Genomic DNA, 15,346 nt, shown 5'->3' on the forward strand with positions numbered 1-15,346 from the left:
ATACGCTTGGCCGTGCCGATAAGGTTCGATATCAGACCTTAAGGTGGCGACGGGAGGCGGCATGGCGGAGACCGACGACGTCGTGGACGCGCAGGACGACCTCGCGGCCGCCGTGCTCCGCCCGCTGCGCGCACACCACGCGTTCGAGTCGTGCGTCGAGATGCTCGCGACGTCGATCCGCCTGGGCATCTATCCGGACGGCAGCACGCTGCCGCCCGAGCGGGAGCTCGCCGAGCGCATGGGCGTGTCGCGGTCGACGCTGCGCGAGGCGATCGGCGCCCTGCGGGACGCCGGCCTGCTGACGACCCGGCGCGGCCGTGGCGGCGGCAGCGTGGTCGAGTTCCACCCCGAGGAGCCCGGCGCCTCGACCAAGCTCGAGCGGCCGCGCGACGAGCTGCTCGACGCGCTCGAGTTCCGGCGCATCGTCGAACCGGGAGCCGCGCACGCGGCGGCCACCCGTACGTTGAGCGCGTCGCAGGTCGAGCTGCTGCAGGCGTCCCTCGAGCGGGTCAGCTCGGCCGCGGGCAAGGCCGTGCACCGCCAGGCCGACGCCCAGTTCCACCTCGCGATCGCCTCGCTGAGCGAGTCGCCGCTGCTGATCGACGCCGTGACGAACGTCCAGGTCAGGCTGCACGAGATGCTCGGCGCCATCCCTGTGCTCGACCGCAACATCGACCACTCGCGTCAGCAGCACGCCGCGATCGTGGAAGCCATCCTCGCCGGCGACGCCACCAAGGCGCGGCGGGTCATGGAGAGTCACTGCGACGACACGGCGGCCCTGCTCCGGGGGCTCATGTGAACCTGCCCAAGATGAGAGGTACGAGTCGATGACCCAGCGACACCCCCACCTGCTGAGCCTCGAGCAGCTGCGCGTGCAGATCGAGGAGGGCGACATCGACACCGTCATCGTCGCGTTCACCGACATGCAGGGCCGGCTCCAGGGCAAGCGGCTGCACGGGCAGTACTTCCTCGACTTCGTCGTCGAGGCGGGGACCGAGGGCTGCAACTACCTGCTGAGCGTCGACGTCGACATGAACACGGTCGACGGCTACGAGATGTCGTCGTGGGACAAGGGCTACGGCGACATGGAGTTCGCCCTCGACTTCGACACGATCCGGCTGCTCACGCACCTGCCGGCCACGGTGATGATCCAGTGCGACCTCGTGTGGCTCGACCACCAGCCGGTCGTCCAGTCGCCCCGCACGATCCTCAAGGCGCAGCTGGCCAAGGCCGCCGACGCGGGGTTCACGGCGCTGGCCGGCACCGAGCTCGAGTTCATCCTGTTCGACACGACGTACGAGGCAGCGTGGTCGAGCGGCTACCAGGACCTCACCCCGGCCAACCAGTACAACATCGACTACTCGATCGTCGGGACGACGCGGGTCGAGCCGTTGCTGCGGGACATCCGCAACACGATGTACGCCGCGGGGATGAACGTCGAGGGCGCCAAGGGTGAGTGCAACTTCGGCCAGCACGAGATCGGCTTCCTCTACGACGAGGCGCTCGTGACCGCCGACAACCACGCGGTCTACAAGACCGCCGCCAAGGAGATCGCCTCGGCGCACGGCAAGGCGCTGACGTTCATGGCGAAGTACAACGAGCGAGAGGGCAACTCCTGCCACATCCACCTCTCGCTGCGGAACACTGACGGCGGGATCGCGTTCTGGGACGGCGACGCGCGCACGCCGACGTACGACCGGTTCATCGCCGGCATCCTCGCGACGATGCGGGACTTCACGTTGCTCTATGCGCCCAACATCAACTCCTACAAGCGGTTCGCCGGCGGCTCGTTCGCGCCGACGACGATCGCGTGGGGCCTGGACAACCGGACCTGCGCCGTACGCCTGGTCGGCAAGGGCCCGTCGGCGCGGCTGGAGAACCGGGTGCCGGGCGGCGACACCAACCCCTATCTCGCCCTCGCGGCCATGGTCGCCGGTGGGCTGTACGGCATCGACCACGAGCTGGAGCTCGAGCCCGAGCAGACCGGCAACGCGTACGCGTCCGACAAGCCCAAGGTGCCGACGACGCTGCGCGAGGCCCGGGAGGCCTGGCACGGCTCGGCGATCGCCCGCGAGGTGTTCGGCGACGAGGTCGTGGACCACTACACCAACATGGCCGACGTCGAGCTCGCCGCGTTCGACGCCGCCGTGACCGACTGGGAGCTGCGCCGCGGCTTCGAGAGAATGTAAGGAACTGCATTGAGCAACACGTACACCGTCGTGAACCCGGCGACGGAGCAAGCGGTCGTCGAGGTCGAGATGGCTGACCTCGCGGCGACCGACGCCGCGATCGCGCGGGCCGCCGAGGCGTTCCCGGGCTGGCGCGACGTCGCGCCCGGCGAGAAGGCCCGGCTGCTGCGCCGGTTCGCACAGCTCGTCGACGAGCACGTCGAGGAGCTCGCCGAGCTCGAGGTCCGCAACTCGGGGCACACCTGGGGCAACGCGACCTGGGAGGCCGGCAACGTCCGCGACGTCCTCAACTACTACTCGGCGGCGCCCGAACGGCTGACCGGGCACCAGATCCCGGTCGCCGGTGGCATCGACGTGACGTTCCACGAGCCACTCGGCGTCGTCGGGATCATCGTTCCGTGGAACTTCCCGATGCCGATCGCCGGCTGGGGCTTCGCGCCGGCACTGGCGGCGGGCAACACCGTCGTGCTCAAGCCGGCGGAGCTGACGCCACTCACCGCGATCCGGCTCGGTGAGCTGGGTCTCGAGGCCGGGTTGCCCGAGGGTGTCTTCACGGTGGTCCCGGGCAAGGGCTCGGTCGTCGGCGAACGGTTCGTGACCCACCCGGCCGTACGCAAGGTGTGCTTCACGGGGTCGACGCAGGTCGGCAAGAAGATCATGGCGGGCTGCGCCGACCAGGTGAAGCGCGTGACGCTGGAGCTCGGCGGCAAGAGCGCCAACATCGTGTTCGCGGACGCTGACCTCGCCAAGGCCGCCGCGTCGGCGCCGTCGGCGGTGTTCGACAACGCCGGGCAGGACTGCTGCGCGCGCTCACGGATCCTGGTGGAGCGGTCGGCGTACGACGAGTTCGTCTCGCTGCTGGAACCGGCGGTCAAGGGCATCAAGGTGCTCGACCCGTCAGACCGTACGAGCGAGATGGGGCCGCTGATCTCGGCCGGCCAGCAGGCCACGGTCAAGGGCTTCGTCGACGAGGTCGACGTGGCGTTCGCCGGCTCGGCGCCGCAGGGTGCGGGCTACTGGTTCGCGCCGACCGTCGTGCTGGCGGACGACCCGCAGCAGCGGATCTGGCGCGAAGAGGTGTTCGGCCCGGTCGTCGCGGTGATGCCGTTCGACGACGAGGCCGAGGCCGTGCAGCTCGCCAACGACACCGAGTTCGGGCTGTCCGGCTCGATCTTCACGCGCGACGTCGGCCGGGCGCTGCGCGTCTCGCGCGCCGTCGAGTCCGGCGCGCTGAGCGTCAACTCGCACTCCTCGGTGCGCTACTGGACGCCGTTCGGCGGCTTCAAGCAGTCCGGCATCGGCCGCGAGCTCGGACCCGACGCCCCACACTCCTTCACCGACGTCAAGAACATCTTCATCTCCAACGAATAGGAACACAGCATGACAGGACGCATCGCAGGCCGGACCGCCGTCGTGACGGGCGGCTGCTCGGGCATCGGCCTGGCGACCGTACGCCGCTTCGCCGAGGAGGGCGCCAACGTCGTCATCGGCGACGTCGACGACGCCAAGGGGCCCGGCATCGCGGAGGAGGTCGGCGGGACCTACGTGCACGTCGACGTCACCGACAAGGACCAGGTCGACGCGCTGTTCAAGACCGCCAAGGACACCTACGGCTCGGTCGACATCGCGTTCAACAACGCCGGCATCTCGCCGCCGGACGACGACTCGATCCTCGACACCGACCTCGAGGCGTGGAAGCGCGTGCAGGACGTCAACCTGACGAGCGTCTACCTGTGCTGCAAGGCAGCGCTGCCCTACATGCTCGAGCAGGGCAAGGGCTCGATCATCAACACCGCGTCGTTTGTCGCCGTGATGGGCGCCGCGACGTCGCAGATCTCCTACTCGGCCTCCAAGGGTGGCGTGCTGTCGATGTCGCGCGAGCTGGGCGTGCAGTTCGCGCGCGAGGGCGTACGCGTCAATGCCCTGTGCCCCGGCCCGGTCAACACCCCGCTGCTGCGCGAGCTGTTCGCCAGCGACCCCGAGCGCGCCGAGCGCCGTCTGGTACACGTGCCGCTGGGCCGGTTCGCCGAGCCCGAGGAGATGGCCAACGCCGTGCTGTTCCTCGCCTCTGACGAGTCGAGCTTCATGACCGCGTCGACGTTCCTCGTGGACGGCGGCATCTCCGGGGCGTACGTCACTCCGGTGTGAGCATGCGGCCGCTGATCGGAGTCACGACCTACCGCGAGCAGTCGCGGTGGGGCATCTGGCACGAGCAGGCGGACGTGCTGCACGCCGTCTACTCGCGGTCGATCGAGGCCGCAGGGGGAGTCGCGGTGCTGCTGCCGCCGGGTGACCCCGAGGGGGCTGCGTCGGTGGCGGCGCGCATCGACGGGCTGATCATCGCGGGTGGTGCGGACGTCGAGCCGTCCCGCTACGACGCGGAACCCCACGAGCGTACGGTCGGCTGGCGCGAGGACCGCGACGACTGGGAGCTCGCGATGCTCGACGCCGCGGCGGTCGCGGGCCTGCCGGTGCTCGGCATCTGCCGCGGCATGCAGGTCATGGCCGTCCATGCCGGCGGAACGCTCGACCAGCACGTGCCGGAGACCGCCGGCCACGAGGAGCACTCGCCTGGAGGCGACGAGTTCGGCGTGATCGACGTCGACGTCGTGCCGGGTACGTTGCTGGGTCGCGCGGTGGGCGACAAGGGGTCGGTGCACTGCCACCACCACCAGGCCGTGCGCGAGCACCCCGGCTTCGTCGCCTCGGCGCATGCGGCCGACGGCGTGCTCGAGGCGATGGAGGACCCGTCGCGGCCGTTCTGGCTCGCCGTGCAGTGGCACCCCGAGCGCCTCGAGGACGCCGGGCTGTTCCGGGCCTTGGTGGACGCCGCTAGGCGTCCTGCGTCGCCTGCGCCTTCTTGAGGATCGCGGAGAACCGGCGGTTGAGCTGGCGCATGATCGTGTTGTAGATCCACGGCGCGTACCTCTGGGCGTACCAGCCGGCGCGGATGTCGGTGGACGTGAAGACGAGGTACTTGCCCTTCTCCACCCCGCGGATCATCGAGGCGGCGGCGCTCTCGGGGCTGACCGCGTGCTTCTGGAAACGGCCGATGTTCTTCCGGATGACCGGGTTGTCGCGATCGATGCCGACGATGTTGACCGTCCTGACGAGAGGCGTGTCGACGGCGCCGGGGCAGACGAGGGTGACGTTGATGCCGTACTGCTCGAGGTCGAACCGCAGCACCTCGCTGACCCCGCGGAGGCCGAACTTCGCGGCGCTGTAGGGCGCGTGGACCGGCAGTCCGAAGAGGCCGGCGGCGGACGAGACGTTGACGACGTGGCCGCCGTTGCCGGCCTCGATCATGGCCGGCACGAAGGCCGACATGACGTGGATCGGTCCCATCAGGTCGATCTCGACGCAGTCGCGCCAGTGCAGCGTGTCGAGGTCCTGGATGCGGCCCCACGTCGAGATGCCGGCGACGTTCATGACGATGTCGACTGCCCCAGCCGCACTGAGCGACCGGTGCGCGAATGCGGCGACGGCGTCCGCGTCGGCGATGTCGAACGGCTCGTGGTGCACGACCGTTCCGCCGCCGTTCGTGACCATGGCGGCCGTCTCGTCGAGGCCCTCGGCGTTCACGTCGGTGAGGAGCAGGCGCGCGCCCTTGTCGGCAGCCTTGAGGGCGGCGGCGCGGCCGATGCCGCTGCCGGCACCGGTGATGACGACGGTCTTGCCGTCGAAGGACGTCCTGGGCATCGCAACCTCTCCCGGATTAAGTGGGACGATCGTACCGCTTTCGTGTCGCGAAGTCCCGTTGTCCGCCCCGGCACCTACCGTGATCCACATGAGAGCCAACAAGTACGCCGGACGGTGTGCCGAGTGCGACGTGACCGTGGAGATCGCGGCCGGACAGCTCATCGGCCTGCCCGGCGACTGGCGCACGATCTGCGTGGCGTGCTCGCCGGCCCCGCCTCCGCGGGGCGAGCACCCGGGCTGGCACCTCACGCCGCTGGCGTCGCTCGACTTCGAGACGACCGGCGTCGATCCGCTGACCGACCGGGTGCTGAGCTACGCCCTGCTCGACGATCGCGGTCACGACTTCTCCGGCCTCATCAACCCGGGCGTGCCCATCCCCCCGGAGTCCGCCGCGGTCCATGGACTCACCGCCGAGGCACTTGCCGGCGCGCCGGCCCCCGTGGACGCGCTGGCCGAGGTGATCGCCTGGGTGCAGGACCTGATCGAGCGTGGCGTGGGACTCGTCGTGTTCAATGCCGCCTACGACCTCACGATGCTGCGGGCCGAGGCGGCGCGCTGGGGCCTGGCGCAGCCCGACTGGGAGCGGCTGTTCGTCGTCGATCCCTACGTCATCGACTGGGGCATCGAGCGCGGCGGTCTCGGCCCGCGCCGCCTCACTGACGTGGCTGCCTATTACGGCGTCGCGCTCGACAATGCTCACGACGCGACCGCAGACGCGCGAGCCGCTCGTGAGATCGCCTATGAGATCGGCCGCCGTCATCCGACGGTCGCGGCCGGCGACCTCGAGAGCCTGATGCTCCGGCAGGTCATCTGGTTCGCCGGTCGGGCCGAGGACTGGAACCACTACGCTCGCCGGGTCGGTCGGGCCCTCGACGATCCCGCCGGCTGGCCCCTGTCAGCGCCGGACCTCAGCAACGTGCGCATCGCCTGACGCGTACGTGCGGCATCGTTGGGTACATCCCCGCACATGACTGAGACAGACACGCCAGACAACCCCGATCTCGAGGCCGTCCAGCTGGTCGTCGACCGCGTCTCCTCATGGCAGGACGGCGCGACCGAAGGCACGGTCGCCGAAGAGCTTCGCAAGGGATTCGACGAGGTGGGCGTCGAGGTCGAGCCCGACGAGGTCGAGAAGCTCGCCGACGCGATCCAGAACGAGCACGGCGACGTCGACGCCGGAGAAGTCCTCGGCTGGTAGCTGAGTCGGCTCGAAACCCGCAGTCACCGCTGGGTCCTGCTGGCTGGCGGTGGGTCAGTCGCCCTTCGGGCACGGTGACGGGCGACCAGGTCACCGCCGACGCGTCCGTGTCGCTCCGTCGGCAAGGCGCCGACCCTAGACTTCGGGCGTGACCTTGAGGAGCAGGCTCGCTCGCGTCGTCCGGCGTCGTCGTCTGACGCGCGCCCTCGCGAACCTCGACGCCCTAGCGGACGCCCTCGCCGCCACTCAGGGCTCCATCGTCGTCTACCTCGACGAACCCGATCCCGAGCTCGTCGAGCGCCTCATCGACAGACTCGGCGTCGAGGTCCGCACGATCCAGGTCGACGGCTCGATCGACGCCGCCCTCACCGCGCTCCGCTCCATGCCCCGCCCCGCGGCGATCCTCGACGCGACGCTCTCCGGCAACCGGGGCAACCTGCTCCGCCAGACGGTCTTCGCCCTGCCCGCCGGAGCCGCCTACGTGGCTGCCGGAGTCACCCCGGCGTGGACCGCAGACGTACGCAGCTCGGCAGAGCCACGCGACGGCGAGGGCCAGGCCGCCGGCCGCCGGCGCCAGGAGCTCGCCGATTCGATCGACGTCCACGACGCCACACGAGGCCTCGGCGTCGTACGCAAGCGCGGCACCCACCACATCACCCTCCGCCACGACGCCGTCGAGGACGCGCTCAGCGACCAGTTCGGCGCCGACTGGGGCGAGGTCATCGCGCACCGCGAGGCGTACGAGTACGAGTCGCGCGCGACGCTCCACATGCACGGCGAGCCGCCGTCCCGCGAGAAGCCGTCGAGGATCTCCGTGCCCGCGCTGTCGCTGCGCCGTTATGACGACGCCGTCTGCCACCTCCGCGAAGTCGCCACCAAGGGCAATCTCGTGCTGCCCGACACGTTCCGCCACTGGCAGGGCGGCCGCCTGTTCCACAAGCGCATCATCCCGGCGACGGCGTGGTTCGGCCGGCTCGAGGACCGGATGCAGCAGGCGAACGTACGCCATGAGGCCGGCGAGTTCTTCTCGTTCGACTCGGCGTTCCCGACGCACTACGGACATCTGACGACCGAGACCCTCTCGAAGCACTGGGGCTGGCGGATCGCCCGCGAGCGCAACCCCGGTCTCCGGGTCGTCATGACGCACCAGCCCGGCAAGCCGTCCCTCCCGGTGTGGAAGGCCGACATCCTCGGCGCCCTCGGCGTCCCCCTCGACGACATCCTCTGGGTGACGCAGGACGAGGCCGTCGAGGTCGACTCCCTGGTGGCCGCGATGCCGCAGCTCGAGAACCCGCACTATGCCGACCGCGACCTCGGCGACACGTGGGAGGCGCTGTACGCGGGCCTCGACGCGGATCCAGCGCCGCAGGACCGGGCAGCGAAGATCTTCCTGTCCCGGCGCACCCGCACCCAGCGCTGGTGCACCAACACGCCTGAGGTCGAGGCGTTCATGGTCGAGCAGGGCTACACCGTGATCTATCCGGAGGACTTCTCGTACGCCGAGCAGGCCCATGTCTTCCGGGCCGCGAAGGTCATCGCGGGGTTCGCCGGCAGCGCCCTGTTCAACATGATGCTCAACCCCGAGGCGCGGATCGTCGTGCTCTCCAGCCGCGGCTACGTCGCCGCCAACGAGTACCTCTTCGCCTCGGCGGCGGGCCACGAGATCCACTACTTCTGGGCTCCGCCGCTCGTCGACCAACCGGAAGGCGGCTTCACCGTGGATGCCTACCGCTCCGACTTCACCTTCAACCTCGACGAGCACCGTGCCGAGCTCGTCAAGGCTCTCGCCTAGGTCAGCCGACTCGCGCCAGGATCGCCTCGGCCAGCGCCTCGGGATCCTGCTCCGGGATCCAGTGGCTCGTGCCGGTGAGCTCGACGAACCGGAAGTCGGCGTCGACGAACTCCCCGCAGCGCTCCGCGCCCGCGCGGCCGATTGCCTGGTCCTGGTCGCTCCACACGTACGTCGTGGGCACCGTCACCGCCGGCAATGAGCCGAGGTCGGCCCGCATCGCGCGGTACCAGTTGAGCGCCGCCGTCAGGGCATCTGGCTCCGAGAGCAGCACGACATAGCTGTCGACCTGCGCGGGCCGGACATGACCGGCGTACATCGCCCGCAACCGCTGCGCGTCGTCCTCGAGCAGCACGTGCTCGGCCTTGCCGGGCTGCCGCAGCAGCCCGATGTACGAAGCGCGTTGCTGCTGGTCGGGGTCGCCCTGCAGCGCTGCCCCGTACGCCGCGAGGTGCGGCACCGAGACCGCGGTCAGCGTGCGGAGCCGATCGCGGTGCCGCACGGCCGTGACCCATGCGACCGCGGCACCCCAGTCATGCCCGACGAGGTGGAACGTGCCGATCCCGAGCGCATCGGCGATCCCGATGACGTCGTCCGCGAGCAGGTCCGTCGTGTACGAATCGACACCCGGCGGGCGAGCCCCGGGGGAGTATCCGCGCTGGTCGGGAGCGATGACCCGCAAGCCCGCGCCCGCGAGCAGCGGGGCGACCCCGGACCACGACAGCGAGCTCTCCGGGAACCCGTGCAGCAGGATCACGGGTTCGCCGTCCTCGGGACCCGTCATGCGTACGTCGAAGGTCAGGTCGCCGACCGTCACGGGTGTGGTCTCGTCGTACGTCATGGGGCTCCTCGGTCAGTCGAACGTGTCGCCGATGCGGGCGACCGCCTCGCGGTCGAGCACCGCCGCCGTCTCGGGGTCGGGTGCGCTGCCACCGCGATCGTAGGGGACCCACCAGCGGTCCTCGTCGTTGCGCGGCATCGCCGGGTAGGTGTCGATCGCCTCGGCGAGCAGCGCGTCCATCGCGACGTGGAGCCGCAGAGAGAGCTCGTCGACCGACTCGCCGTCGGCCGGCCGCAGCGGCTCGCCGACCATGATCGTGACGGGCATGCGGCGGCGCAAGGAGCGGTGCCCGTCGACGGTGTAGATGCGGTGCCCGCCCCACACGATGACCGGGATCAACGGCACCTGCCGGTTGACCGCGAGCCCGGCGGCGCCGCGCTTGAAGGGCTTGAGCAACCACGACCGGCTGATCGTCGCCTCAGGGAACACGCCGACCAGCTGGCCGTCGTCGAGCAGCCGCAGCGCCTGCCGATAGGCCCGGGCCCCGGACTTCCGGTCGACCGGGATGTGGTGCATCGACCGCATGAGCCGGCCGACGACCGGCAGCTCGAACACCGATCGCTTGGCCATGAACCGGATGCGACGCTTGCGCGGACGGGCGGCGTACCCGATGAACGTGAAGTCGAGGAAGCCGATGTGGTTGCCGGCCACCACCCCGGCGCCGCTGCTCGGGAGGTGCTCGACTCCGCGGACGTCGAACCGGTAGCCCATCAACCGGAACAGCGTGCCGAAGATCCGGACCACCACCCGGTAGGTGAGGTCGGATCCAGGCACGCTGCTCAGGCTACGCCGTGCGGCGGACTCAGTCCTGTCCCGGCGCGGCGTCCACGACGTCGATCGTCACCGTGGTGATCGACGTCGGGTCGTCGGCAGCCACGCCGGGGATGACCGGGAACCCGGGGTTGCGCGACTGGTGACCGATGTACTGGCCGGTCTCCTGGTCGAACAGCAGCTCCTGGGCGTAGCCCATGCGCAGTGCGATCGCCGCCTTGCCGTCGACATGCGTGACGCCGCCGACGATGCGCACCTGGGGCTCCTTGGCGAGCGCCCGGAACAGTGCCGCACGGATGTCCGCCGGCGCGAACCCGCTGGTCAGCACGGGGGTGACGGCCTCGTCCAGTGCGGCATAGTGCTCGACCGGGTCGTACGAGTGGGCATCCTTCAGCAGGGTGTCGAGGAGCCGCGCGGGATCGCGGGGCAGGGAGGCGTACCAGCTGGCGTCCTGGTACTTGGAGTACGAGTGCCAGTTCGTGGAGGCGCCGCCCTTGGAGGTCCAGACGTGGTGGTCCTCGCCCCCGGCGTACTTCTCGCCGTCGACGCTGATGTTGCGCAGCCGGTGTGACTCCTCGTCGAAGACCCACGTGCCGGCCCGGTCGTACGGCACCCACATGTGCTGCGTGCGGAGGGTCTGGAACACGATCGGCTTGCCGTCGCTGCCGATCGGCGGGCCCTCGCCGATGTGCTCCGGCGGCGGGGCGTCGGGATCGGAGGTCACGATCTCGGGCTGGCCCCAGCCCTTCTCGATCGTCGTGATCCGGAGGTACTGCCCCGGCCCGACGACCGGGTCCGACGTCGTGATCGTGACGTCGGCGGCGCGCTCCAGGACGGCAGCGGCGGGGGATCCGCCCACCTCGTGGCCACCGAGGTCGATGCGGGTCAGGCCGAGGGCGACCGTGGCGGCGACGGCACCGGCCACAATCAGCGTGCGGCGTAGGTGTCGACGTGGCGTCATCTCGACAAGCTCAATGACCGGGGAATGGGGTGTGGCCATGATGGCGCGGAGCAGGTCCTCGTCCTGGGCGGTGATCTCGGTGGAGGCGCCGGCCTGCGGGTCGAGCTCGGCGAGCGTACGGGTGATGGCGTTCATGAGGGCACCTCTGCGGTGTGGGTCGTGGGACGGGTGGACGAGCGCTGGGGACCGGGTGGGTCCGAGAGCGCGTCGCGGAGCTTGCGGCGGGCGCGGTGGAGCCGTACGGCTGCGGTGCCGGGCCGGCAGTCGAGCACGACCGCGACGGCCTTGACGGTCAGGTGCTCCCAGTAGACGAGCAGCAGGATCTCGCGCTCGTCGTCGTTCAGCCGCTCGATCGCCTCGAGCACGAGAGACCGGTCGTCGGCGGCTGCCGTGGCGTCGGCCTCGACCAGCTCCGTGGTGTCGGTGACGCGTTGGGCGACCCGGAGCTGACGCCGTTCGGTGCGTTGGTGGTTGGCGAGCGTGAACCTCGCCGTGCGGTAGAGCCACGGCAGCCCGCCGGCAACGGCTTCGTCGCAGCGTCGCCAGGCCGTCAGGTAGGTCTGCGCGACGACGTCCTCGGCGAGGTCGTCGGGCGCCCGCCGTCGGGCGTACGAGCGGATCGAGGGGAGGGTGATCCGGTAGAGCGTCTCGAAAGCGCGGCGGCGCTCGTCCTCATCGGCAGTCATGACCGTTTTATGTCCACGTCGCCGCCCGGCATTACATCTGCTGCGGCAGCCGGGGCCAGCAGTCGGTACGGATCGTGGGGTCGAAACCGGCTCCTGCGGCGATCGTCCGCTTCTCGCGGCCGAGGATGCCGGTGGTCAGCAGCAGGATCGCGACGATGTAGAGCCCCATGATCGCCAGACCCGTGGCGGTGGCGTCCTTGTCGATCCGGTCGGCCTCGCCCAGCGCGATGATGCCGTCGGAGACCAGGAAGCAGGCCCCGCCGATCCCGGCCCGCAGGTCGGTGGCGAGCGACGTCGACGCCGTGCCGAGGAGGAGCGCGGCGTACACCGGGACGATCGGCCTGAGCCCGGCCTCGAGGCCGCTCCACGCCCAGACCACGAGGCCGATCGCGGCGGCGACGTAGATCACGAGGATCCACGGCCTGGCCCGCAGCCGCTCGAGGGCGCCGCGGAGGATGAAGAACCGGATGAAGCAGACATGGGCTGCGGCGAACGCGGCCATGCCGACGACGAACAGGTCGTCGCCCAGCTCGAGGAACAGGTCGCCGAGGAAGCAGAACCCCAGTGCCACGACCAGGAGTCTGGGCCCGTGCTGCTCCACGACCCAGGCCGCGAGCAGCGGCGCGATGAAGCACTTGGTGATGCTGTCCCACGGGGTCGCGTCGGCGGCGTTGAGCGCGAGGTGCACGACGGACACGACGCCGAAGGCGACCAGCCACGGGCTCTTGACTGCCATCCCAGCACCGTACCGGTTGGCCGCCTCCGCAGTTCGCGGGTTGGGCACGACAACCACGAACCTGAAAAGGTGGACGCATGACTTCCCGGCTCGCCGTCCTGACCAGCCGATGGACCGGGATCGTCCCGGTCGCCGCCCTGATCGTGTTCGCCCTCGCCTGGCACCGGGACCTGCCGTGGGTCGCCGTCGCCGTGGTCTCGGCGTTTCTCGGCGGAGCCGTGCTCGCCGCGGTGCACCACGCCGAGGTGATCGCCCACCGGGTCGGCGAACCGTACGGCTCGCTGGTTCTCGCGGTCGCGGTCACCGTCATCGAGGTTGCCCTGATCGTCACGCTGGTGACGACCGGCTCCAAGGGGAGCGAGAGCCTCGCCCGTGACACGGTCTTCGCCGCGATCATGATCACCTGCAACGGCATCGTCGGGGTCTCGCTGCTCGCCGCCACCCGCAAGGGCCAGGTCGCGCACTTCAACGCCGAGGGCACCGGCGCCGCGCTGGCCACGGTCGGCACCGTGGCGACGCTGTGCCTCGTGCTCCCGACGTTCACGACGGGCCGCACCGGGCCGGAGTTCACGCCCGGGCAGCTGGGCTTCGCGGCCGTCGCGTCGCTGGGGCTCTACCTGCTGTTCGTCGGCATGCAGACCGTGCGCCACCGCGACTACTTCCTCCCGACCCGCAGCGACGGGTCCGTCGCGCCCGACGACGACCACGCGTCGCCGCCGTCGGCCCGCGCCGCGTGGCTGAGCCTCGGCTTCCTGTTCATCGCGCTCGTCGCGGTGGTCGGCAACGCCAAGAACGTCTCGCCCTCGCTCGAGGACGCGGTCGACGCCGCCGGTATGCCTCAGGCCGTCGTCGGCGTCATCATCGCGCTGCTGATCCTGCTGCCCGAGACGATCGCCGCGGTGCGCGCGGCCCGCCGCAAGCGGGTGCAGATCAGCCTCAATCTCGCGTACGGCTCGGCGATGGCCAGCATCGGCCTCACGATCCCGGTGATCGCGATCTCGCAGATCTGGCTCGACGGCCCGCTCGTCCTGGGTCTCGGCTCCACCGAGCTGGTGCTGCTCTCGTTGACGATGGTCACGAGCGTCCTCACCGTCGTGCCGGGCCGGGCGACCATCCTGCAGGGCGGCATCCACATCGCGATCCTCGGCTCGTTCCTCTTCCTTGCCGCCAGCCCCTAGGCGTCCTCACGCTTGGCGTCGAGCCACCGCATCGCGGGCGTGGCCGTGACGCCGTGGAGGATCACCGAGAGCGTGATCGCCAGCCCGACGGTCGACCACAGCAGCGGTACGTCCCGGAAGTCGGCATGTCCCGTCGCGTACGCCAGGTAGTAGATCGAGCCGACCCCGCGCACCCCGAAGAACGCCGTCGCCGCACGCTCCCGCGGCCCCATCGTCCGGTCGCCGACGCGCAGGTCGGAGCGGCCCGCGAACAACGCGACCATCCCGCTCGCCGGGCGTACGACCAGGAGCAGCAGCACCGCGACGAGCACGGCCTGCCAGGTCAACGCCGACAGCAGCCCGTTCGTGAGCGCGACCCCGAGCAGCAGCAGGACGATCAGCGTCAGCAACCGCTCGAGTCGCTCGATGACGTCGTGCATCAGGGCGTGGTAGTCGTGACCCCGCTCCGCCGACCGCATCGTCATGGCGCACGCGAACACCGCGAGGAAGCCGTAGCCACCTGCCACCTCGGTCAGCCCGTACGCCAGCAGCACCGCGGCGAGCGCGAGCAAGGGCTCCCCGGAGTCGGCCGTGCGCAACGAGGGCTTGGTCGACCGGAACGCGATCTTGGCCAGTGCCCAGCCCACGAGGACCCCGATCGCCGAACCGACGACGACCTTGCCGGCCAGGTCCCAGGCCACCCACCTCGTGCCCCAGTCGGCGAACGAACCGCTGGCGGCGAGGAGAATCGCCGCATGCACGAACGGGAACGCCAGTCCGTCGTTGAGCCCGGCCTCGGACGTCAGCGCGAAGCGCACCTCGTCGTCCTCGTCGATCTCGTCCTGGTCGCCCTCGGTCGTGGTCGGTCCCTCGACCTGGACGTCCGAGGCCAGCACGGGATCCGTCGGCGCCAGTGCGGCGCCCAGCAGCAGGGCCGCCGACGGTGCGAGGCCCATGACCCACCAGCCGAGCAGCGCGATCCCGGCGATCGACAGCGGCATCGCGATCACGAGCAGCCGCCACGTCGCGCTCCACCGCCGCCACGACTCGAACGAGCGCAGGCTCAGTGGGCGGTCGAGTGCGAGGCCGACGCCCATCAGCGCGATCAGCACCGTGAACTCGGCCAGGTGCTCGACGAACCCCCGATGCGCGATCGGCGAGAACGCGGAGTCGCCGGTGCCCGGAAGCAGTCCGATCAGCGCGCCGAGACCGAGCAGGACGACCGGCGGCGACAGCGCAGCGGTCCGCAGCGCGTACGGCAGGACGACGGCCAGCAGGAGGGCCGCGCCTCCGAGGAGGTAGACGAGATGGGTCGCCAT

The 15,346-nt window shown here is 70.3% G+C and carries 16 protein-coding genes; 9 read left to right on the forward strand and 7 right to left on the reverse strand.

Translation table 11 applies throughout. The annotated features are described in order from the left end of the window. The first annotated feature begins 61 nt into the window (after window positions 1–61). From ASC61_RS09660 to ASC61_RS09680, 5 genes are read left to right on the forward strand one after another with little or no spacing between them, the layout of a single operon-like run. Window positions 62–799 carry a FadR/GntR family transcriptional regulator gene (locus ASC61_RS09660; RefSeq protein WP_056211345.1) on the forward strand — a complete coding sequence of 246 codons (738 nt, stop codon included), beginning with the start codon at window positions 62–64 and terminating at the stop codon, window positions 797–799. Between the two features lie 28 nt (window positions 800–827). Continuing rightward, window positions 828–2,189: a glutamine synthetase family protein gene (locus ASC61_RS09665; RefSeq protein WP_056211347.1), complete on the forward strand. Its 1,362-nt coding sequence runs from the start codon at window positions 828–830 to the stop codon at window positions 2,187–2,189. A gap of 9 nt (window positions 2,190–2,198) precedes the next feature. Then, window positions 2,199–3,560, forward strand: a complete 1,362-nt coding sequence (locus ASC61_RS09670; RefSeq protein WP_082530567.1) for an aldehyde dehydrogenase family protein — start codon at window positions 2,199–2,201, stop codon at window positions 3,558–3,560. A gap of 9 nt (window positions 3,561–3,569) precedes the next feature. Then, complete coding sequence (locus ASC61_RS09675) at window positions 3,570–4,337, forward strand: 3-oxoacyl-ACP reductase (RefSeq protein ID WP_056211349.1); 768 nt, start codon at window positions 3,570–3,572, stop codon at window positions 4,335–4,337. Between the two features lie 2 nt (window positions 4,338–4,339). Then, window positions 4,340–5,053 carry a gamma-glutamyl-gamma-aminobutyrate hydrolase family protein gene (locus ASC61_RS09680; RefSeq protein WP_056211351.1) on the forward strand — a complete coding sequence of 238 codons (714 nt, stop codon included), beginning with the start codon at window positions 4,340–4,342 and terminating at the stop codon, window positions 5,051–5,053. Here ASC61_RS09680 and ASC61_RS09685 read toward each other — a convergent pair. Beyond that, complete coding sequence (locus ASC61_RS09685; RefSeq protein ID WP_056211353.1) at window positions 5,022–5,888, reverse strand: SDR family oxidoreductase; 867 nt, start codon at window positions 5,886–5,888, stop codon at window positions 5,022–5,024. The genes ASC61_RS09680 and ASC61_RS09685 overlap by 32 nt on opposite strands. A gap of 88 nt (window positions 5,889–5,976) precedes the next feature. Between ASC61_RS09685 and ASC61_RS09690 the strand changes: the two genes are divergently transcribed. From ASC61_RS09690 to ASC61_RS09700, 3 genes are all read left to right on the forward strand, one after another. After that, window positions 5,977–6,819, forward strand: a complete 843-nt coding sequence (locus ASC61_RS09690; RefSeq protein WP_056211356.1) for an exonuclease domain-containing protein — start codon at window positions 5,977–5,979, stop codon at window positions 6,817–6,819. Window positions 6,820–6,855: 36 nt separating this feature from the next. Beyond that, entirely contained in the window at window positions 6,856–7,086 is a 231-nt protein-coding gene (locus ASC61_RS09695) for a hypothetical protein (RefSeq protein WP_056211358.1), read from the forward strand. A gap of 148 nt (window positions 7,087–7,234) precedes the next feature. Continuing rightward, on the forward strand, window positions 7,235–8,878 hold the full coding sequence (locus ASC61_RS09700) for a glycosyltransferase family 61 protein (protein WP_056211360.1): 1,644 nt from the start codon (window positions 7,235–7,237) through the stop codon (window positions 8,876–8,878). A gap of 1 nt (window position 8,879) precedes the next feature. Here ASC61_RS09700 and ASC61_RS09705 read toward each other — a convergent pair whose 3' ends face one another. From ASC61_RS09705 to ASC61_RS09725, 5 genes are read right to left on the reverse strand one after another with little or no spacing between them, the layout of a single operon-like run. Continuing rightward, the gene (locus ASC61_RS09705) at window positions 8,880–9,716 is read right to left on the reverse strand and encodes an alpha/beta fold hydrolase (RefSeq protein ID WP_056211362.1); all 837 of its coding nucleotides are present in this window, start codon (window positions 9,714–9,716) and stop codon (window positions 8,880–8,882) included. Between the two features lie 12 nt (window positions 9,717–9,728). Beyond that, on the reverse strand, window positions 9,729–10,490 hold the full coding sequence (locus tag ASC61_RS09710) for a lysophospholipid acyltransferase family protein (protein WP_056211364.1): 762 nt from the start codon (window positions 10,488–10,490) through the stop codon (window positions 9,729–9,731). A gap of 28 nt (window positions 10,491–10,518) precedes the next feature. Further along, on the reverse strand, window positions 10,519–11,583 hold the full coding sequence (locus ASC61_RS09715; RefSeq protein ID WP_056211366.1) for a hypothetical protein: 1,065 nt from the start codon (window positions 11,581–11,583) through the stop codon (window positions 10,519–10,521). Then, complete coding sequence (locus tag ASC61_RS09720; RefSeq protein ID WP_056211368.1) at window positions 11,580–12,134, reverse strand: RNA polymerase sigma factor; 555 nt, start codon at window positions 12,132–12,134, stop codon at window positions 11,580–11,582. The genes ASC61_RS09715 and ASC61_RS09720 overlap by 4 nt, the downstream gene beginning before the upstream one ends. A 31-nt stretch (window positions 12,135–12,165) precedes the next feature. Further along, complete coding sequence (locus ASC61_RS09725) at window positions 12,166–12,870, reverse strand: lysoplasmalogenase (RefSeq protein ID WP_082530569.1); 705 nt, start codon at window positions 12,868–12,870, stop codon at window positions 12,166–12,168. 77 nt (window positions 12,871–12,947) lie between these two features. Here ASC61_RS09725 and ASC61_RS09730 point away from each other — a divergent pair, with 77 nt between their 5' ends. Continuing rightward, window positions 12,948–14,048 (forward strand): calcium:proton antiporter, encoded by a 1,101-nt coding sequence (locus ASC61_RS09730; protein ID WP_056211369.1) that lies wholly within the window; start codon window positions 12,948–12,950, stop codon window positions 14,046–14,048. Here the strand turns inward: ASC61_RS09730 and ASC61_RS09735 are convergent. Then, a complete protein-coding gene (locus ASC61_RS09735; protein ID WP_056211371.1) occupies window positions 14,045–15,346 on the reverse strand; it encodes a cation:proton antiporter domain-containing protein in 1,302 nt (433 codons plus the stop codon). The two genes, ASC61_RS09730 and ASC61_RS09735, sit on opposite strands and share 4 nt — an antisense overlap.

The organism is Aeromicrobium sp. Root344 (genome assembly GCF_001425755.1).
GTDB lineage: Bacteria > Actinomycetota > Actinomycetes > Propionibacteriales > Nocardioidaceae > Aeromicrobium.